Consider the following 20,980-nt stretch of genomic DNA (forward strand, 5'->3'; position numbering starts at 1 on the left):
GCAGTCACCCGCCGGTCGCTGGACTATCCCACTCGACTCCCACCGCGGATTCGGTCGATGAGCAACGCCGGTTGTGTGGGTGTGGCGGCGCCGCGCCAGGCAATGCGCTGGTCGGGACGGACCAGCATCAGGAGTTTCTCGTATCGTTCGACGGCTTCCTCGGAGGGGAGGTCGAGGACGTCGACCGGAACCGCACGTTCGGCGGCCGCGCGCAGGATCGGGCCGGGATCAGGGGGATCAGGGCCGACGCGCAGGAGGGTGAAGTCGCGGCCGAGGCGATCGTAGACCGACGTACCGTCGGCGAGGGTGAGACGCGGCAGCCGGGCGCCGGGCGCCGTGGAGGGCTGGTAGGTGCCGATAGCGAATTCCGGGGGTGGCTGGTCGTCGGCGAGTAGAGGAGAGCCGTAGTAGTGGTAGCCGAAGCTGAGCCCGATCGGCTTGTGCTGGTCCGCGTCAGCGGCTGCCACGGCCCGTCCGAGCTGCTGACGTGAGCTGATCCCGAAGGGGCTGTCGTCCTCGACGACCTCGGTGTCGCCCAGGTCGAGCAGGGCTTCGCCGATACCGGTCGCGAAGCGTGAAATGGCCTCCGCGACAGGGCGTCGCTCGATTTCATAGGCGTCCAGCAACCGCGGACCCGCCCAGCCTGCGTGCACCGCGGCCAGCATCCAGGCGAGGTGCGCCGCCTCGCTGATTCCCGTGTTCATCCCCATGCCTGCCATCGGTATCCACAGGTGGGCAGCGTCTCCGGCGATGAAGACCCGATCACTGCCGTAGCGGTCGGCGACCAGGCGGCGCCCGGTCCACCGGTCGACGCCGAGTATCTCGTGCGGCACTTCGGATCCGACGGCCCGCGTGATCAGGGTTCCCGGATCGATGAGGTCGGTATCGGTGTCGGTGGGCAGGAAAGTGTGGGTGAGCCACAGTGCCTGTCCGTCGATCGCGATGGTGACGCCCAGCGCGTCACGATTCATCGACCAGGTCATCCAGGTGCGTGGGCGGATGTATTCGTTCAACGCCGGTGCCCGGAAATAGGTGGAAACGGCCTGGAAAACGGTATCGGTACCGGTCAGTTGCGCACCCAACTGCTGTCGTACCAGGCTGTTGCCGCCGTCGCAGCCGACGAGGAAGTCGGCGTGCACGATTCGGGTGGCGGCTGTGGTCGAGGAGGACCGGTTCGAGATAGAACTGGGCGATGCGATGCGTGGGTTCGACGGTCGGACTGTCGTGGCCACGACTTGTGCCGGCGAGGACTTGGGCGGTGGAGGGCAGCGTGACCCGGTGCAGCTCCGGGCCACGGATACGGGTGCGGTAGCTGACGTCGGTCGGGTAGTCCGCTGGCAGTCCGGCCGCGCGTATTGAGCGATTCCCAGCCTGCGGAAATGCTCCATCGATCGAGCACTGACCGTATTGGCCCGCGGGACAGTCAGAATCCTGTCGGTCTCCTCCACCATCAGGCATGGGACCCCTCGCCAACCGAGGTCCAGTGCGAGGGTCATGCCGACCGGGCCGCCTCCGACGATCAGAACCGGCACCTCGTTCACAGACTGGCCTCCCGGTCCGAGGTGATCACCTGGTCGGGGCGGGGTGCCACCTCCATGATCGCCATCGAGCTGTACGACGCGGTCGCGGTGACGCGGGTCAGCGTCAGGCCCGCGGCGGCGAACAGTTGCTCGAACTGCTCGCTGGTGCGTTCTCGCCCGGTGAGCAGCGCCATCATCATCATGTCGAGGATAGAGGGCAATCGATCGGGCCCGAATCATCGTGCCACCAGGTGATTCGAAGGACTCATGGGGATGTCCGGCACACCGGCATCCCACACCAAACTCTGACCCCGATCATGGGTGATTCAGGTGCGCCGCCCTCGATAGTCGCTTATTTCGAGTCGGCAAAGGACTCAGTCGTCTAAATCGAGTGCCTCGGCGATGGTGGGCCAAGATCGAGACAGTTCGTCGGCCCAGTACGGCCAGGAGTGGGTGCCGGTGGGCCGCAGATTCACCGTCGCCGGAATCTGTAGTTGTGCGAGCCGGTTCACGAAGGCGAGTGTGCATGTGAAGGCTCCGGCTTCGAGCGGGCCCCCGACGGTGATGGTGTCGGGGAGGTCGACCCGACCGGGTACGTCGTGTTCGCCGGGGACTCCCGTGCCGCTGGACAGGTAGAGTGCGGTACCGCGCAGCTTTTCCGCGTGTGCCATGACATCGTGGGCGAGCCAGTCTGGGTCGGTCGGCGGGCCGAACATATTGTCCGGATTTCCGCCATAGGTTGCCACGATCCCGCGGGCATGGGCTTGTCCGACACCGGAGGCGAGGGTGTAGCAGCTGCTGTGGGCCGCGACGGCCGAGTACAGGCCCGGGGTCCGGAACGCGAGCATCATCGCCGCCTCGGCACCCATCGAGACTCCTTCGATCCCGTTGCGTCCGTTGCCCTCGAAATGTGCGTCGATCAGCGGCGGTAGCTCACGGGTAAGGAACGTCTCCCATTTATTGGCGCCCAACACCGGATCGCGCCGCTGCCAGTCGGTGTAGAGATTGGCCGGACCGCCCGTGGTCAGCACGACGTTGACGTTCTTGGTGTTGAAGAACTCCACGGCACCACCGTGCGTTATCCAGTTGCTTCCGTTCTCCGGTGCACCGCGACCATCGAGCAGGTACAGAGTCGGTCGCGGCCGACTGCGGTCGGCCGGCACCAGCACCTGCACCTGCACGACGCGGTTCATCGCAGGCGATTTCACGAATACCCGCAGCCAACGATCGGTGATCGGCTCTATATGGCCGACCACCGGCCGCACCGGGAGACCGAGACCCTCCGAGGGGGCTTGGTAACCGCCCGATGACCCGGTATCCGGCGGCACCGCGATGGCAACCCCGGAAGCCATCGTCACAGCCCCCAGTATCACCACTACAGCCGCAGTCCACCGCCCACAAGCACCGACCATCGCAGCGAACGACCGCCATAGACAGACCTGAACCTGCCCGCACCGGTCACCGTTCTGCGGCAAGGCGGCTTCGATCGACATTTCTTCGCGGGCTGGCTCCGCCAGGGCGTGCATGAGGACCTCCGAAGGCACGAAACTTTCCCAAGTGAACCAGCAAAACTTCAGATTCTCATCATTGGGAAGATTGAACCATCCGAAGGAAAAGAAGTGTCCAAGCCGCCAACCTTCAGAGGTTGTAAAGGATGAGCCCCGAGGATGCGTGGAGTGATCCTGCACGCATAAGGGCGTATCGAGGTGTCGAACACGCCGCCACCAGCACACTCATGGCGAACATCCTTCTCTGCCCATCCAATGACAAATCAGCCTGTAATTCGGTACGCCTCGTGCGAATGCACTCGCCACTGAGCCAGCCGTCGGGCCCGGTCCCGACACCTTGGAACCGGCCCTCCTCCCAAACCCGCACGTACCGATCAGGCGGCCGATATGCACTGTCGTCGCGAGCGAACCCCGACACACTTATCAACACCGCTAATTGAATATTTCAATAGCGTCGCGATTTTTACATTCCCATAAGGTAATACGGTCCACTGCACCGAACGATCTCGTCCATCGTCGCCCGGGCGCCTCGCGTTGGATCAAATATATGTAAGGTCTCCATTTTACTGTCCGGCATTGTCGGCCGCGACAATATGCTCTTGCGCAGGTGGGGAAGCGCTTACAGAGTAAGGACTTCGATGAGCTGTCCTCCGGTCCTGAAACCGGTGAAATCCGGCGCCGATGCCGCCGCGCCGACGTCGGACGACAGATCTCGCCGATGAGTGCCGCGACAGCCCTCCGCCTCGGCGTCACGACCACACTCCGAGAAACTCCGCTTACGGTCCGGTATCTATTGGCCGGCGTCATGGTGAATCAGCTGGGCGCATTCACACAGGCCTACCTGATGCTGTACCTGACGCATCAGGGCTTCTCGGTCGGACAAGCCGGTTCGGCCCTCACCGTCTACAGCATCGGGGCCGTACTCGGCATCATGGCCGGCGGCGAATCGACGGCCCGGATGGGCGCACGCACCGCCATCATCACCGGCATGACCGGTTCGGCACTCGCTCTCGGTCTGATTCCGGCGGTGAGCACACCCAGCAGGTTCCCGGTGCTGATGGCGGTGGTCGCCCTTGCCGGGTTCGCCGCGCAGTCTTATCGCCCGGCCGCCGCGGTCCTGCTCGAGGATCTCATGCCGACTGAGCATCGGGTGATGGCGTTTTCGATGTTTCGTATCGCCCTGAACACCGGGGCGGCTCTCGGCCCCTTGATCGCCACCGCACTCATCCCGATCAACTGGAATACGCTGTTCTGGTTCAACGCGTGCACGGCGTCCTGCTGCGCACTGATCGCCTGGCGGCAATTACCGAAGGTCGCGGCCCCGGTGCCCGCCGATGCCCTAGTGACGCAACCGGAATCCGGGTACGGCGCGATAGTGCGCGACCGACGTTACCTACTTTTCCTGACCGCGACATTTATCACCGCGCTGATCTGGGTGCAGTTCCTGGCGACACTGCCGCTCAGCGTGGCGGCACATGGCCACTCGATCGCTCTCTACAGTGCGATGCTGACGACCGCGTCGGGAATACTGATCGCGTTCGAGCTGAAAGTCACCGCCTACGTGGAACACTGGCGGCCGAGCTCAGCGGTCGCGCTCGGCATCGCGATTCAGGGCATCGGTCTCATCACCTATGCGCTAGCGGGCTACGGCGCCGCGCCGATCGCCATCGGCACCATCGTGATGGTGGTCGGCATGATGATCCAGGGGCCGACCATGTTCGCCTACCCGGCCACCTTCCCAGCAGCGGTCAGAGCCCGTTGTGTCGCCGTGCATCAGGCGCTTTTCGGGGTCGGTCAGGCGCTCGGGCCCGCGCTCGGCGTGCTCGCGTGGCAGACAACCGGCCAAGGCGTGTGGCTGCTGTGCGGAATTCTCGGAATGGTCGGCGCGTGGTGCGCATACGCCGGAATGCGCACAGACACAACGGGATCGGCGCGACGAGCGCGCCAACTCGGCACGACAGGGGTTGATTCGCCACGACAGACTTCCGCGAAAAACGGAGGAGTACCAGCGATTCAGAACTCGGGCGCCGACTGTTGATCGGCCACAAGATATACATATGAGCCGGAAGAGGTCGGCATGTCATCGAGTCGGGGACAATTTCCACTAACGCGCGAGCAGGTTGATGTATGGCTTGCCCAGAAAACATTCGACGCCGGCAGCTGGCTCGTCAGTCAATTCCTGGTGATCGACGGAACGATCGACGAACCCCTCCTCGAATCCGCCATACGCCGCCTGGTGGACGAGGCGGAAGCGATCAGGGTTCACATTACCGAGACGAATGGCAGCCTCAGCCAGGCTCCGACCGATTACCCGGACTGGCGGCTGCCGTGCTATGAGCTCGAATCCGATGCGGACGCGTATGCGATCGCGACGCGTGAGTTGCATGCGAACATGTCGCTGACCGGGCCGTTGTTCAGATTCGCGCTCTTGCGGACCGCTGGTGAACGGTCCTTCCTCTTCCTGTGTGGACACCACATCGTGATGGATGGAACCACCCTGGCGCTCATCGGCAACAGGATTGCGGACATATACTCGGCGTCGAGGTCGGGGGCGGATCCCGAACCGCATTCCTTCGGCTCGTTGCGTGATCTGATTTCGATGGAGTCGGAATACCAAGAGTCCGCCGAATATATCGCAGACCAGAAATATTGGTCCGCGATCTCCCATCCGGAAAACCCAGTCGATTTCGACGCCCGCACCGATGTCGATCGGGATACGCCGGACACATTCTCAGCACCCATGAAGTTCTCTCCTTCCGTCCGGGCAGCCATCGAAGAAACATCCCGAACCAAAGGCATCGGCCGGGCGGCGATCATCACCGCCGCGTGTGGGCTCCTGACGTCCATAGCGACCGGGAACTCCGAGGTGTGCCTGGATTTTCCGGTTTCGCGACGAATCCGCGCGAGGTCCAAGAGCCTGCCCGGCATGATCGCCGGTGTGGTGCCCTTGCTGGTGACCATCCGGCCGGGCCAGACTTTCGCCGACCTGTGCGAGCAGGCCGACCAGCGGATACAAGAGGCATTGACACACAGCCGGTTCCCGGTGCGGAAGCCGCCTCACCGCGACTGCAGCTCCTATCGCGGGTCGAGTGTGGAGGTCAATCTTTTCCCGCCGTTCCCGACACGGGATTTCGGCGGCGCCTCGGCGACTCGGGTGTTGCTCTCCGCGGGCCCCGTACCGAGCCTGGGTTACTACGTCTTTGTCGACGACGGCGACCTGGTGCTCCGAACCATCGGCACCAGGGCGAGCCTCGATGCCGGACGCCTGCACCAGGCGTTATCGAGGGTGATGGCCGATCCGAAGGCACCGATCGTATCGGTCGGCCTGCTCGACGAGCAGGAACACCGAGAGCTCGACAGCTTCGGCAACCGATCGATCCTCACCGAACCGCGCAGCACCGGGATGTCCATCCCCGCACGGTTCGCCGCCCGCGTGGCCGACGCCCCGGACAAGATCGCGGTGGTATTCGAGAACAGTTCGCTGACCTACCGCGAACTCGACCTGAACTCCAACCGGCTCGCCCATCTGCTGTGCGACCGCGGCGTCGGTCCGGGAGACCGCGTGGCGCTGCTGCTACCTCGATCGCTCGACGCCATCGTGGCAATACTGGCGGTATTGAAAACCGGTGCGGCGTATGTGCCGATCGACTCGACCTATCCCGATCAACGCATTGGTTTCATCATCGGTGATGCCACCCCCGCCCTCGCGGTGACGACTTCGCAGCTGTCCGCACGCCTGGCCGCTCATGGCATGGCCTACGTCCGAACCGATGACTCGGCAATGTGCCGATATCCTGATTCGCCGCTACGGCATCCGATTTCGGAATCTCCGGCGTATCTGATCTACACCTCCGGAACCACTGGCACTCCAAAGGGCGTCACCATTACACATGCCGACGTATTGAATCTATTCCATGCTGCGGCACAGCATTTAGTGCTCGGGCAGCAAGTGTGGTCGCAATTCCATTCCTATGCCTTCGACGTCTCGGTATGGGAGATCTGGGGTGCGCTGCTACACGGCGGGAAGCTCGTCGTCGTCCCCGAATCGGTGGTGCGCTCGCCCGCAGACTTCCTACGGCTGCTCATCACCGAACAGGTCGACACCCTCAGCCAGACGCCGTCAGCCTTCTACGCGTTGCAAGACGCTGCGCTGCAGGGTGATTCACCGGACCGGCTGGCATTACGCGCGGTGGTGTTCGCCGGTGAGGCACTCGAGCCCCGCCGCCTGCGCCGATGGTTCGACAACGCGATCCGCGCGCCCCGGATGATCAACATGTACGGCACAACAGAGACAACGGTCCATGCTTCGTTCCATGAAGTCACCGCGAAGGACATGCTCGACACCGCAAGCAATGTCGGTGTCCCACTGGCCGATCTCGCCTTCTTCGTCCTCGACCCGAGCCTACGACGCACACCCGTCGGTGTGCGAGGCGAACTGTACGTCGCGGGCCACAGCGTCTCGCAGGGTTATCACAACCGACCCGCACTGACCGCGACACGCTTCGTCGCCAACCCATTCGATCCACACGGAGGTCGGCTTTATCGGACCGGCGATATCGTGTGTTGGGATACTGACGGCGAACTCGAATACGTCGGGCGCAGCGACGACCAAGTCAAGATTCGCGGCTACCGCGTCGAACTCGGCGAAGTACAAGCCGCGCTCTCGGAGGCCGCGGGCACCGACCAAACCGTCGTCATCGCCCGAGACGACAACCTCGGAGACAAACGCCTTGTCGGGTATGTGGCCGGCGATATCGATCTCCGGTCGGTGCGTGCCCGCATGGCCGACCGGCTCCCAGAATTCATGGTGCCCGCCGCCATCATCATGGTCGCCACGCTGCCTTTGACATCGAACGGGAAACTCGACAAATGGGCACTACCCGCACCCGACTACCGCCCAGCGGTGGCCTACCGAGCGCCATCGACTCCCACCGAAAGAACGCTCACCGAGATCTACGCTCGGATCCTAGGCGCAGACCGGGTTGGTGTCGACGACTCGTTCTTCGACCTCGGCGGCCACTCACTGCTGGCCATGCGCATAATCGCCGCCGTCAAAAAGGAACTCGATGCCGAAATCGAGATCCAGACCGTGTTCCAGAAGCCGGCCGTATCCGACCTTGCCGAGGTCATCATCGCACGGGCGGAACAAGATAACCGCACGCAAAACCCCGCGCTGCGAAGGTATTCGAGGGATCAGCTGGTGCACCGCTCAGGAGGTTCGCTGTGATTCCGTTGTCGTTCGCACAAAGTCGGCTGTGGTTCACCCATCGCATGGAGGGGCCGTCGGCAACCTATAACCTTCCGGTCGCGGTACGACTGCACGGTGCACTGCACGTGCCGGCCCTGACTGCCGCGTTACGCGATGTCGTTGATCGGCACGAAAGCCTGCGCACCGTGTTCTCCGAAACCGACGGAATCCCCGAGCAGGTGATCATCAGCTCCGGCGAGGCCGAATTCGCTTGGGCGATCACCGACGCGACGGATTGGCCGCCGCAGCAGCTGACCGACGCCATCGGCGAAGAAGCACGGAAAGCTTTCGACCTGACCCGACAGATCCCATTCCGGGCACGGTTGTTCACTGCATCCGCGCTGGAACACGTCCTGGTCGTCACAATGCACCACATCGCCACCGATGGATGGTCACTGCGCCCGCTGTGGCGGGATCTGAGTACCGCGTACTCGGCGCGCTGCACCGATCGCGAACCCGGCTGGGACGAGTTGCCGGTCCAGTACCTCGATTACACGCTCTGGCAGCGCGAATATCTCGGCGAACTCGACGACCCGGACAGTCGAATAACGAGAGGACTGACCTACTGGGAAGATACGCTGGCCGAACTACCGGAGCGGCTCGAGCTGCCCACCGATCGACCGTATCCGCCGATCGCCGACCACCACGGCGACAATGTCGCGATCGACTGGCCTGTCGAGTTGCACCGTGCGATCCAGCAGGTTGCCAAGGACAATAACGCAACCAGCTTCATGGTCGTCCAAGCGGCCTTGGCCGTCCTGTTGACCCGACTGACCAGCAGCACCGATATCGCGGTGGGAATACCGACGGCGGGCCGCACCGACGCCGCGCTCGACGATCTGATCGGCTTCTTCGTCAACACCCTGGTAATGCGGACCGATACCTCCGGTAATCCCAGCTTTCGAACGCTGCTCGACCGGGTGCGCCAGCGCAGCCTCGATTCCTACGCGCATCAAGATATTCCATTCGAAGTACTGGTAGACCGTCTACGTCCCACCCGATCGCTCTCCCACAGCCCCATTGTCCAGGTCTTGCTCGTCTGGCAGAACACCGCGGCGATCGAGTACGCATTCGACGACCTCGCCATTACCGGCATACCGGTTCATACTCGCACCGCCCGAGCCGATCTCACGATCAGCATCGAGGAACGCCGCACCAGCACCGGACTGCCGAGGGGACTCGGTGGCAGTGTCGAGTTCCGCACCGATGTCTTCGACACGGCCACGATTGCTCGACTCATACACCGTCTGCACCTGGTCCTGACGGCCGTGGTGACCGAACCCGACCGGTCGATCGGATCGATCGATATCCTCGATCACCACGAGCTGGCGCAGCTGGCGGTGCTGTCCAATCGCGGAGCCTTGGCTGAAGATGCTGCGGGCTACACCCTTCCCACATTATTCGCCGAACAAGTTCGGCGGAGACCGGATACGACGGCCGTGGTGTTCGAGGACAGGTCGTGGAGTTACCGTGAGTTGGACGAGGCGTCTTGGCAGCTCGCGCACCTGCTGATCGAGCGGGGTGCGCGACCGGGCGACACCGTTGCCCTGCTGCTGCCGCGATCAGCCGATGCGATCGTGGCGATTCTGGCGGTGCTCAAGACCGGCGCGGCGTATGTGCCGATCGATGTGAAACATCCTGACAATCGCATCGATTTCGTCCTTGCCGATGCGCGGCCGGTGGTGGCACTCACTGTCGCCGAGCATTCTCACCGGCTGGCCGGGCGCGGCGTAGTCGTGGTAGATGTCGATGATCCCGCGATCGCGTCGCAACCGGTGACCACCTTGCCCCCACCGCGCTCTGCTGATCTGGCCTACATAATCTACACCTCCGGTACCACCGGCACGCCGAAGGGCGTCGCCATCCCCCATGAAAGCGCGACACAGCTGTTCGAATCGGTACGCAAGAGTGGATTCGTGGCCGCGGCGGGCCAGGTATGGACCCAGTGCCACTCATACGCGTTCGATTTCTCGGTGTGGGAGATCTGGGGTGCGTTGTTGCACGGCGGGCGGCTCGTGGTCGTCTCGGACGAGGTCGTGCGGTCCGCGCCGAACTTTTACACGCTGCTGGCCGCCGAGCGGGTGACAGTGTTGAGTCAGACGCCCTCGGCGTTCTATGCGCTGCAAACGGTGGAAGACCGGTATCCGCAGCCGCATTCATTGTCCCTGGAGACCGTGGTGTTCGGCGGAGAAGCGCTGGAGCCGTATCGACTGCTTCCGTGGTGGCGCAGCCATCCCGCGGCACCGCAGCTGATCAATATGTACGGCACGACCGAAACCACGGTGCACGCTTCGTTCCGGGAGGTTCGCGAAGCCGATGCGAACGCGATGACCAGCCCGGTCGGTGTTCCGCTAGCGCACCTCGCGCTCAGCGTGCTGGATGGTGCGCTGCGCGAGGTGCCGGTCGGTGTCGTGGGGGAACTCTATGTCGCGGGCCGCGGTGTGGCACGTGAGTATCTGCGCCGGCCGGGACTGTCGGCATCGCGGTTCGTGGCATGCCCGTTCGGGCCGCCAGGTTCGCGTATGTACCGCACCGGTGATCTGGCGAGGTGGAACTCCTCCGGTGAGCTCGAGTACATCGGGCGCCGCGACGATCAGGTGAAGATCCGCGGTTTTCGAATCGAACTGGGCGAGATCGAATCCGTGCTGGTTGCGGTCGAGGGGGTCGTGCAGGCGGTGGTCCTCGCACGCGAGGCGCCGCCCGGGATGAAGCAGCTGGTCGGATACGTCACCGGAGCGGTGGACGCCGCCGCCGTGCGGGCGGCGGTGGCATCGCGACTGCCGGATTACATGGTGCCGGCGGCGATCATGGTGTTGCCCGCATTCCCACTCACCGTCAACGGGAAGCTGGACAAGCGCGCTCTGCCCGCGCCCGAATTCGATTCCGGCATGCCGTATCGGGCACCGTCGACACCGGCCGAAAAAGCCCTGGTCGAGATCTACTCCCGGATCCTCGGCACCGAGCGGATCGGTATCGACGACTCCTTCTTCGATCTCGGCGGCCACTCACTACTGGCCATGCGGGTCATCGCCGCCGTCAAAACCGAGCTCGATGCCGAGATCGGCATCCACACCCTCTTCCAGAAACCGACGGTATCGGGCCTGGCCGCGATCGTTGCCGAACGAGCCGGGCACCGCATACACACCAGAAGGGCGGCATTGAACCGACATTCGAGAAACGAACTGGGGCTGGATGTCATTCCATTGTCCTTCGCGCAGAGCCGCCTGTGGTTCGTGCATCGGCTGGAGGGGCCGTCGGCCACCTACAACATTCCCGTCGCGGTGCGGTTGCGTGGTCGGTTGGATCCGCCCGCGTTGGGCATCGCGCTACGCGATGTCGTCGGACGTCACGAGAGCCTGCGCACGACGTTCGCCGAATCCGACGGCACGCCGGGACAGGTGATCATCGCCGCCGCGGACGCCGATCTCGGCTGGAGTGTCACCGACGCGACCGACTGGCCGGAGCACCGCGTCGTCGAGGCCATCCGCGCCCAGGCGCGGTACGAGTTCGATCTGTCCACGCAGATCCCTTTCCAAGCCAGGCTTTTCGCCGTTTCCGCGGAAGAACACATCCTCGCGATCACCATGCATCACATCGCCGCCGATGGCTGGTCGTTGCGTCCGCTGTGGCGGGACCTGAGTACCGCGTACTCGGCACGATGCCGTGGTCTCACCCCTGGCTGGGACGAATTGCCGGTGCAGTACATCGATTTCGCCGTGTGGCAGCGGGATTACTTGGGCGAACTCAGTGATTCCGAGAGTACGATCACCGAACAGCTCGCGTATTGGGAGGACATCCTCACCGGCATTCCGGATCGGCTGGAACTTCCGACCGATCGTCCGTATCCGCCGGTAGCCGATTACCGCGGTGACAGTGTTGTGGTGGCATGGCCGGCCGAGTTGCACGAGGAAATTGACCGTGTCGCCAAAGACGCCAATGTCACCAGTTTCATGCTGGTCCAGGCCGCTCTGGCGGTCGTGCTCTCGAAGCTGAGCGGCAGCAACGACATCGCCATCGGGATACCCGCCGCAGGCCGTACCGACGCCGCGCTCGACGACCTCATCGGATTCTTCGTCAACACCCTGGTCCTGCGCACCGACACGTCCGGCAACCCCACCTTCCGCGCATTGCTCGACCAGGTACTCACCCGCAGCCTCGACGCCTACGTCCATCAAGACATCCCGTTCGAGGTACTCGTCGACCGGCTGCAACCAACGAGATCACTCACCCATCACCCGCTCGTCCAGGTCATACTCGCCTGGCAGAACAATGCGGCGGTCGAATTCGGTTTCGACGGACTCGACATCACACCGGTGCCGGTCGACACCGGCACTGCCCGCACCGACCTGACCTTCAGCCTCGAAGAAACCTTCACCGATACCGGACAACCAGCGGGAGTCACCGGCCTTGTCGAATTCCGAACCGATGTCTTCGACACTGCCACGATCGAGCAGCTCATCGTCCGATTCCGGCGGGTGTTGACGGCGGTGGCGAGGGATCCGGATGTACCCATCGGATCCATCGATCTACTCGGCGCGGACGAATTCCGGGTCCTCGACGACTTCGGCAACCGCTCGGTCCTGGCCCGGCCGCGAGCGGCCGGATCCTCCGATTCCCGCCATGTTTGCCGCCAGGGCGGCCGACACGCCACACGCGATCGCCGTGCGCTTCGAGAACAGGTCGCTGACCTACCGCCAACTCGCCGAGCACGCCAATCAACTCGCGCACCTGCTGCGCGACCGCGGAGTCGGCGCGGGTGACCGCGTGGCGCTGCTGCTGCCCCGTTCGATTGATGCCATCGTGGCCATCCTGGCCGTCCTCGAATCCGGCGCGGCGTATGTGCCCATCGATCCGGCTTATCCGGAACAGCGGATCCGCTTTGTCCTCGACGATGCCGCACCCACAGTCGCGATAACCACCCCGGATCTCGAGAACCGGCTGTCCGGACTCACCGTCCCCGTCGTCCGAACCGATGATCCCACGAGAGCAACGTATCCGGCCCGGCCGCTTCGGTATCCGAACCCCGAAGGCGTGGCGTATCTGATCTACACCTCCGGCACGACCGGTATTCCGAAAGGTGTGGCGATCACCCACGCCGACGTGGCGCGAATGCTCGCCGCAGTCGGAGCGCGCCTTCGGCTCGAAGGACAAGTGTGGACGCAATTCCACTCCTACTCCTTCGATTTCTCCGTCTGGGAAATCTGGGGACCGCTGCTGCACGGTGGGCGGCTTGTCGTCGTTCCCGAAGCCACCGTCCGCTCCCCTGCGGATTTCCTGGACCTGCTCATCGACGAACAAGTCACCGTGGTGAGCCAAACGCCTTCGGCCTTCTACGCCCTGCAGGAGTCGGCCCTGCGCACGGATTCTGGCGAGTCACCGGATGGCCTGCGACTCGATGCGGTGGTGTTCGGCGGTGAGCAGCTCGATCCGAGCCGCCTGCAGCGGTGGTTCACCGATCATCCGCGACCGCCGCGGATGATCAATATGTACGGTACGACCGAAACCACTGTGCACGCTTCGTTCCGCGAGATCACCGCGCAAGACGCCCGAGACGCCTCGAGCGTCATCGGCCGCCCGCTCGAGAACCTCGGGTTCTTCGTCCTCGATGCCGGTCTGCGGCGGGTGCCGGCAGGAGTGATCGGCGAGCTCTATATCGCAGGCCACAGTCTTTCGCACGGCTACCACAACCGCGCCGAATTCACCGCGGCGCGGTTTGTGGCAAACCCTTTCGGCCCCAACGGCGCCCGGCTGTATCGCACCGGCGATCTGGTTCGATGGAAGGCCGGTGGCGAACTCGAATACCTCGGGCGCGGCGATGATCAGGTCAAGATCCGCGGCTACCGCATCGAACTCGGCGAGGTACAGGCCGCGCTCTCGCGGGCAGCGGACACCACTCGCACCGCCGTCATCGCCAGAGAAGACCAGCACGGCGACAAACGCCTTGTCGGGTATGCCGTCGGCCCGATAAACGAACGCGCGGTGCGGGCGAGAATGCGCGAATGGGTCCCCGAATTCATGGTGCCCGCCGCGATCGTCTCGGTCGACGAACTGCCGCTGACCAATAATGGAAAGCTCGATAAGCGTGCACTTCTCGCCCCCGAGTTCACCTCGGACAACCAGTTCCGTGCCCCCGAGACCCCCACGCAGCGGGCCCTGGCCGAGCTCTATACCCGGGTCCTCGGCGTCGAGCGGATCGGTATCGACGACTCCTTCTTCGACCTCGGCGGACACTCACTGCTCGCCGTGCGTTTGGTGAGTGCGATCCGGTCCGAACTCGGGATCGACATGCCGGTCCGAATGGTGTTCGAAATGCCCTCGATCGGCGAACTGGCGACGCGATTCGATCGTCAACAGTGAGAAAGTCCGACCACGCCGGCGGTAGGTGTCATCCGGTACCGGAATCCACCACACCCCTCCGCGCCGCCCTGGCAGCCGCAGCAGACGACCGGATCATCTTCGACCTCGACGGAATCGCGGCGCAGTACGCGGCGCTGCGGCGGGAACTACCCGGCATCTCCGTCCGCTTCGCTATGAAGGCGTGCCCGGTGGACGAGGTCCTTGCCTGCCTGGCGCGGCAGGGCTGCGGCGTCGACGCGGCCAGCCCTCCGGAGATCGCGCAGGCCCTCCGCACCGGTGTACCGGCCGAGCGGATCCATTACGGCAACACCATCAAGTCCGACTCGAACATTGCCGAGGCGTATCGGCTGGGTATTCGGGACTTCGCGACCGACAGCACGGAGGACGTGACGGCGATAGCCGTGCACGCGCCCGGCTCCCGAGTGTTCTGCCGACTCGCCACCAGCGGGGACGGGGCCCTTTGGGGCCTCAGCCGGAAGTTCGGCTACCGGCCCCACCCCGAGGTCACGCACCCGAAGAGCTACGGCACGCACGCGGTCTACATGTCCATGGACTTGCAGGCCGCTCCGGCTGAACCGTCGAAGCCAGCCCGGCGCCCCGGAATAGGCGCCCCTGCCTCGCCCTGCGCCAGACAATCGGCTGTGACCCGGTGGACTCAACTCAGCCACGCCAGGGTGGCAGTCGAGCGGGTGTCGATAGCCACCCTTCGTGCCGGCAACTAGACCAGACTAAACTAAGTCGAGTACCCTCATGAGATGACAGCAGTGAACATCCACGAGGCCAAGACACATCTGTCCAGGCTGCTCGAACGTGTCTCGAAGGGGGAGCGCATTGTGATCTCGAAGGCGGGGGTGCCGATTGCCGACCTGGTGCCGCATCGGGCGGCGCCGGTGACAATCGGCGGGTTGAAGGGACAACTGCGGTACGACGACAGTGCGTTCGAGATCGATCCGGACATTCAGCGAATGTTCTACGGAGATGACGCGGATGCTTCTGCTTGACAGCCAGACCGCCTTATGGCTTTTGGACGATAATCCTCGGCTGGGCGTAGCGGCACGCAAGATGATCACATCCGCGTCGGAAGTGTATGTCTCGTCGGCAACGATCTGGGAGCTGACCATCAAGTCCATGCTGGGCAAACTAACGGTGCCGACGAACCTCACCGAGGTGTTGGGCGATCAGGGCCTGGGGATTCTCGATGTAACCGGACAACACGCGGAAGGCCTGCGTGAGTTCCCCGAGCTGGTGCGCCACGACCCGTTCGATCGACTGATTGCTTCGCAGGCGTTTTGTGAGCGATTGCTGCTGCTGACCGCGGATACTGTCTTGCTGGGCCTGCGGCGAGATTTCATCACCGACTCGACGCAATAGGGGCGTCGATGCATCGTGCCGATTCTCATTGGTCTGTTCGCCGGATCGGTGGCGATCACCAGTAGGTCCGACAATTCGTCTTCGTGGTGATCGCCGATGCTCCACGCCATGGTCTCCGTGTCATGAATCTCGCCATGTGACAACACAATCGCGGCGGGTCGGCCGCCGTCGGCCAGCTGCCGACAATATTGCTCGATCATCCGTATCCGGTGGTGGCCACCGATGCGTCGGGACCACCTCGACGTCCCAGTCGCGATGTCTGCGTGGATCATTCCGATAGCAAGCGAATTCAACCGCTATCGGATGCAATGGTCCTGCGGCGACCTGCGAAAAGGGATATTCGGATCCACAGGCTCAAATATATGTAAATTTCCGTGCGCGTGAACGGCTTACACTCGGAAATCTTCGGACCCGGCGGCATAATGCCAGGATGAGCGTGTCTGATTCGCACCGGAGCGGTTCTACCCGGGAAGTCCACCGGGGCGAGTTTCGGACCAGGTGGGGCCGGTTGTCGGTGGAGCACTGCTGAGCAGGTGACTTCCGATACCACACAGCAGATTCCGGTACTGCCCCGAGGAGTTCGCCGAACAGTTGAATCTGCTGCTGGCGGACGTGGTTTGGGCCGTTCGGCGGGACAACGATCTGAAACCTTCCGCGAATGTGACCGGAGCACTGAATAAGTGGCAGGATCACCCGCTGGTCTCCCGTGCCGCTGCACTGGCCTGCGATGTGGCATCGTTCCCGTCGTGGGGATTCGAGTCGCTATGGCGGGCACTGGTACGCGCCGCGTATCACACCTGGCGGCGGGATCTGGATCGGGCAGCGCGGATCGACCTGTTGAGCCTCCGCGCGAGGGACGAGAACGACGACGGCTCCGGCCCGCTGGCTGCCGAACTGCTCGGCACGGCGATCGCCCTGCGCGAAGAGTGGGAAGTCGACGGCCCGACCGAGGGGCTACCGGCGATCGCCGATCTCCTCTGGCAATTGCTGCGAGCCCTGGAGGAATACGGTGCGGCCGGGCCGACCGACCACGCCCGGGTAATGACGCAGGGCGCGCACGCCGGCCGACGCTTGGTGGCCATATACAGCGAGATGGTCGAAACCGATCGCGCCGCACACCTCTCGTCGCTCGCCGAAGCGATCACGACATCCGCCGGATTCATCACCGGGGTCGACGGGCCCCTCGCGGGCGCCGACCAGTCCGAACGCGGTGTTCTCCTGTTCGAGGAACTCGCTGATTCGTTCACCTCGAGGGGATTCCGACGGCTCAGCCGTGCCTGGTCCGAGCACATCGCCTTACTGGACCGGGCCGGTTTCGCGAGCCGGGCCCGCGAGTGGGAGCAGCACCGTACCGAGAAGTTGCGCATCCTCGCCACAGCGCGATCCACGGTAGGCGCCGGTGCGATCGCACTGCACGGGCTGCGAAGTCTGGCTCGGCTGCTGAACAGCCACGACCTGCACGCCGAGACCGCATCCCTATCGGCGCATATCGTGACACTCGCCGAAGCCGCGGCCGTCGACCATGCCACGGTGACCAACCTGGCCGACATCCTCCGCCAGCACGGTGTCTACCTGCATCGCGCCGGGCAGCGCGCCGAGGCCGTGGCCACCTGGCATCGTTGCGTCGAGGTGCAACGGCGGCTGATCGGCACCTCGGCCGATATCGACGGCACCGTGGTGGCGGACACCTATCACACAATCGTCGAGCAGGCCGAGAAGATCGGTGACCGTTCGGCGGCCATCGAATTCGGTGGCCGCGCGATCGATGAATTGTCACGATCTGCCGAACTGGATCGGGTAACACACCTGCCCCGTCTGGTGGACAAGTTACGTGCACAGGCGCGTCGGCTGGATAACGCCGGCCGGCGCGACGAGGCCGTCGAAGTGGCCGAGGAGGCCGTGGCTCGGGCCCAGGATCTGCTGACCCTCGATCCAGAGCAATACCGGCCGAACCTGAGCTGGGCACTGACCTGCGCCGCCAGCATCCACTTCGGTTCCCGGCGGGCCGAGGCGGCGGATCTGCGATCACGGCAGGCATTGGACCTGATCGAGGATCTCGCGCGAACCGGCGGATACACCGCGGCACTGGCCAATGCCCTGCACAATCGGGCCCTGGCCCTCAATCTCCGCGACGACTACGCGCTGTCCATGGAGTCATCCGCCCGGGCGGCAACACTATACGAGGAACTGGCCGCCGGTAAGGACGACCGTCGGGCCTCCTGGGCCAATGTGCTGTGCACGCGCGCCATCAGTGCCGAAAAACTGCGCGATTTCGATACCGCGCTCGATTGTGTCACCAGGGCCGAGCAGATCTACTCACGACTGGCCGAACGGAATCCGGCGAGGTATTCGGCCGATCTCGCCTACGCGCTCAATCGGCTGGCCTCGATTCACCAGAGTATGGGTACCGGACAGATAGCGGCGCTGGCCGCCCGGGCCCTGGAGATCTGCGCCTCGCTGCCTGAGGGTCAGGAACGTGACGATCTGCAGGCCTCGGCGCTGAATGCCCTGATCCGGAACCTGACCGGCACCGGCCAACCACGGGAGGCCCTCACCCATTCGACGGTCCTGCTCGAAGTCCAGGAGCGGATGGTGGCGCGCGATCCGGCCGAAACCATCGAACTCGTCATCGCGCTGGGCAATCACACTTTGTGCCTGTCGCAGCTGGGCCGCGAACACGAGGCGCTCGAATATGCCAGCCGCGCCGTCGATCTCGTCCGGCCGCTGGCCGAATCCGAGCCGGGCCCAAACCTGGCCACGATGGCCTCGGCACTGGGCCGGTACGCGACGCAACTCGCCGAGACCGGCCGGGCCGACCGGGCGGTCGAGGTGTCGGCCGAGGCCGTCGCCTGCTACGAACAACTACTGACCGACCACCGCGACCTGCACCTGCGCTCCGCCGCCACGTGCTTGGACAATTACGCGCTGTGGCTGGACAGGGCCGACCGCACCGAGGAGGGGTTCGCGGCGTCCGCGCGTAGTCTGGCAATGTTCGAGGAACTACTCGAGCGCGGTGGCGATCGCGCCCATCTCGGCTCCTGCTTGCTGAACCATGCCAACCGGCTCCAACGTCATGAGCGCTATACCGAAGCCCTCGGTTACGCCACGCGCGCGCTCGAGCTGTACGAAGAGTTGGCGCCCGAGAACCCGGGCGCCCATGTCCCCAGCCTCGCCCGGGCACTGCACCTGCAGTCCACCGCACTCGACGGCCTCGGTCGCCACGACGAAGCGCTACCACCGCAGCAACGGGCCGTACGAATCTGCGCGGCACGAGCCGCGCACGATCGACAGCTCAACCTGACCTTCCTGGCCAAGACCACCTGCGGACTCGGACGACGACTCGCCCATGCCGGGCAGTGGCCGCGAGCGCGCGACCAGCTGCGCACCGGGGTGTGGCTGTGGGAGCACCTGACCGAATTCGACACCCGGCTACACTTGGACGGACTTGCCGCGGCGCTGGGCAATAGCGCCCGATTCTTCCGCGATCACGACGAATGGGCCGACGCAGCCGCATATTTCGAGCGCGCAGCGACCGCATACGAGGAGCTGATCACCCGCGATCCGCGCGCGCATCTGGCGGATCTGGGCTAGGCCTTGGAGAACCACGCGTATGCCCTCCAGAAGCTGGGACGGCGGCGCCACGCCTCGGCGCAAGCCGATCGCGCGCTGTCCATCTGGCGGCGGGCCGCAGCGGAATTCCCCGCGGAGTTCCTGCCGAAACTAGCCGCCGGTGAAACATGGACGGCTCGGTTCCGGCTCGACAATGACGAATCCGAGCGTGCGGCCGGACATATGGAACGCGGTGTCCACCACTACTGTTCGCTCATCGACGCCGGGAGTGACGGCCTGGTGAACTTGAAGATCGCGCTGCACCGGTACGCACGGGCCCTGCACCGGGTGCGGCTGTGCGCGCGGGCCGCTGTAGCAATGGAGGACGCGGTGTACTTGGCGCGTCAGCTGTTCGAAACCGACGCTGCGCAACACCATTTCCGCTTGGCCGATACCCTGCGTGATCAAGCGTGGCTGTATTCGGATGCCGGCCGGCGCCGCGACGCGGTCGACGCGGGACGCGAGGCGCTCGACGTATTGACCGATCTCATCGCCTCCGACGACGAGGATCGCCGCTCGACCCTGGCCGATTATCTCGACTCCCAGGCCGACAGCCTCGCCGAGGTGGGACAGCTGACCGAGTGCCTGGAACTCAACGCTCGCGCAGTGGCGCTCTGGGAGCAGCTTGCGATCGAAAGGGAAACGACAGCGGTTGATTTGGCGTGGTCACTGTGGCACCGAGCCCGCTGGCTGGCCGAACGCGACGGGGACGTCGCGACACTACCCATCTCGCAGCGCGCCATCGAAATACTTCAGCGGACGTCCGAGAATCGACCGGACGCCGCCAAATACCTGGCGGACGCACTGATGGATCACGGCCTGCACCTCGCTCGACCCGGATGGCACACGCAGGCACTCGACCACAACAACCGTGCGTTGGAGTTGTGGGAGGCTTTGGCCGCGGACAAACCCCGGGAACACGTTCCGGGGCTCGCCGTTTGCCTGCGGCGGCGCGCCACCCATCTGGCCGAATCGCTCGATATCGAAGCCGCCCTCGACACTTCCTCGCGCGCAATAGAATTGACCGAGAAGGCGGTCGAATGGACCCGACGGCGCCACCTACCGGACCTGGCGGCATGCTGCCACGAGGCCGCACTGCTGTGGCGCGGCCGCGACTCCGATCAGGCACGCACCCTGGCAGGGCGCGCCGTCAGGCTGTACGCGGAATCCGTCCGGCACGAGCCCGATATCTTCGACGATCGACTGGCACAGGCGCGGATCACGGCGGCGCTGATCGAGAACGACGATCGATAAATCGCGGCCGCCTCCACCGAGGCCCAACGCGCCGTCGACGAAGGACGCCGATGTGCCGTCGTGCGGCGGCAGCGCCCCCGCGCCATGTGCTCGGAATCCTCCTGCGGATCGAC

12 protein-coding genes are annotated in these 20,980 nt (G+C 64.3%); 9 read left to right on the top strand and 3 right to left on the bottom strand.

What is annotated here, in order from left to right:
• Positions 1–23: 23 nt before the first annotated feature.
• From AB0H00_RS14185 to AB0H00_RS14195, 3 genes are all read right to left on the bottom strand, one after another.
• Positions 24–1,541, bottom strand: coding sequence for an FAD-dependent monooxygenase (locus AB0H00_RS14185; RefSeq protein ID WP_357265674.1), 1,518 nt, complete (start codon positions 1,539–1,541; stop codon positions 24–26).
• Positions 1,538–1,723, bottom strand: a complete 186-nt coding sequence (locus tag AB0H00_RS14190) for a hypothetical protein (RefSeq protein WP_357265676.1) — start codon at positions 1,721–1,723, stop codon at positions 1,538–1,540. The genes AB0H00_RS14185 and AB0H00_RS14190 overlap by 4 nt, the downstream gene beginning before the upstream one ends.
• Positions 1,724–1,894: 171 nt before the next feature.
• On the bottom strand, positions 1,895–2,872 hold the full coding sequence (locus AB0H00_RS14195) for an alpha/beta hydrolase family protein (protein WP_357265749.1): 978 nt from the start codon (positions 2,870–2,872) through the stop codon (positions 1,895–1,897).
• 874 nt (positions 2,873–3,746) lie between these two features.
• Between AB0H00_RS14195 and AB0H00_RS14200 the strand changes: the two genes are divergently transcribed.
• The 9 genes from AB0H00_RS14200 to AB0H00_RS14240 all read left to right on the top strand — a co-directional run bounded on the left by AB0H00_RS14200 (position 3,747) and on the right by AB0H00_RS14240 (position 20,867).
• The gene (locus AB0H00_RS14200) at positions 3,747–5,066 is read left to right on the top strand and encodes an MFS transporter (RefSeq protein WP_357265678.1); all 1,320 of its coding nucleotides are present in this window, start codon (positions 3,747–3,749) and stop codon (positions 5,064–5,066) included.
• 39 nt (positions 5,067–5,105) lie between these two features.
• Entirely contained in the window at positions 5,106–8,255 is a 3,150-nt protein-coding gene (locus AB0H00_RS14205; RefSeq protein WP_357265680.1) for an amino acid adenylation domain-containing protein, read from the top strand.
• Entirely contained in the window at positions 8,252–13,036 is a 4,785-nt protein-coding gene (locus tag AB0H00_RS14210; protein WP_357265682.1) for an amino acid adenylation domain-containing protein, read from the top strand. Before AB0H00_RS14205 ends, AB0H00_RS14210 begins: the two co-directional genes overlap by 4 nt.
• Positions 12,939–14,633 carry an amino acid adenylation domain-containing protein gene (locus AB0H00_RS14215; protein ID WP_357265751.1) on the top strand — a complete coding sequence of 565 codons (1,695 nt, stop codon included), beginning with the start codon at positions 12,939–12,941 and terminating at the stop codon, positions 14,631–14,633. Before AB0H00_RS14210 ends, AB0H00_RS14215 begins: the two co-directional genes overlap by 98 nt.
• Positions 14,630–15,355 (top strand): hypothetical protein, encoded by a 726-nt coding sequence (locus AB0H00_RS14220; RefSeq protein WP_357265683.1) that lies wholly within the window; start codon positions 14,630–14,632, stop codon positions 15,353–15,355. The genes AB0H00_RS14215 and AB0H00_RS14220 overlap by 4 nt, the downstream gene beginning before the upstream one ends.
• 33 nt (positions 15,356–15,388) lie before the next feature.
• Positions 15,389–15,634 carry a type II toxin-antitoxin system prevent-host-death family antitoxin gene (locus tag AB0H00_RS14225; RefSeq protein WP_329412224.1) on the top strand — a complete coding sequence of 82 codons (246 nt, stop codon included), beginning with the start codon at positions 15,389–15,391 and terminating at the stop codon, positions 15,632–15,634.
• On the top strand, positions 15,621–16,004 hold the full coding sequence (locus tag AB0H00_RS14230; RefSeq protein ID WP_357265686.1) for a type II toxin-antitoxin system VapC family toxin: 384 nt from the start codon (positions 15,621–15,623) through the stop codon (positions 16,002–16,004). Before AB0H00_RS14225 ends, AB0H00_RS14230 begins: the two co-directional genes overlap by 14 nt.
• A gap of 660 nt (positions 16,005–16,664) precedes the next feature.
• On the top strand, positions 16,665–19,595 hold the full coding sequence (locus AB0H00_RS14235) for a tetratricopeptide repeat protein (RefSeq protein WP_357265688.1): 2,931 nt from the start codon (positions 16,665–16,667) through the stop codon (positions 19,593–19,595).
• Between the two features lie 3 nt (positions 19,596–19,598).
• Positions 19,599–20,867, top strand: a complete 1,269-nt coding sequence (locus AB0H00_RS14240; protein WP_357265690.1) for a hypothetical protein — start codon at positions 19,599–19,601, stop codon at positions 20,865–20,867.
• Positions 20,868–20,980: the final 113 nt, after the last annotated feature.

This window comes from Nocardia sp. NPDC023852 (assembly GCF_040639505.1).
In the GTDB taxonomy this organism is placed as follows: Bacteria; Actinomycetota; Actinomycetes; order Mycobacteriales; family Mycobacteriaceae; genus Nocardia.

Excerpts from the sequence above, each read along its gene's own strand:
- AB0H00_RS14205 (WP_357265680.1), top strand. The coding sequence starts at position 5,106 with ATGTCATCGAGTCGGGGACAATTTCCACTAACGCGCGAGCAGGTTGAT.
- AB0H00_RS14230 (WP_357265686.1), top strand. The coding sequence starts at position 15,621 with ATGCTTCTGCTTGACAGCCAGACCGCCTTATGGCTTTTGGACGATAAT.
- AB0H00_RS14225 (WP_329412224.1), top strand. The coding sequence starts at position 15,389 with ATGACAGCAGTGAACATCCACGAGGCCAAGACACATCTGTCCAGGCTG.
- AB0H00_RS14195 (WP_357265749.1), bottom strand. The coding sequence starts at position 2,872 with ATGGCTTCCGGGGTTGCCATCGCGGTGCCGCCGGATACCGGGTCATCG.
- AB0H00_RS14200 (WP_357265678.1), top strand. The coding sequence starts at position 3,747 with ATGAGTGCCGCGACAGCCCTCCGCCTCGGCGTCACGACCACACTCCGA.
- AB0H00_RS14190 (WP_357265676.1), bottom strand. The coding sequence starts at position 1,723 with ATGATGATGATGGCGCTGCTCACCGGGCGAGAACGCACCAGCGAGCAG.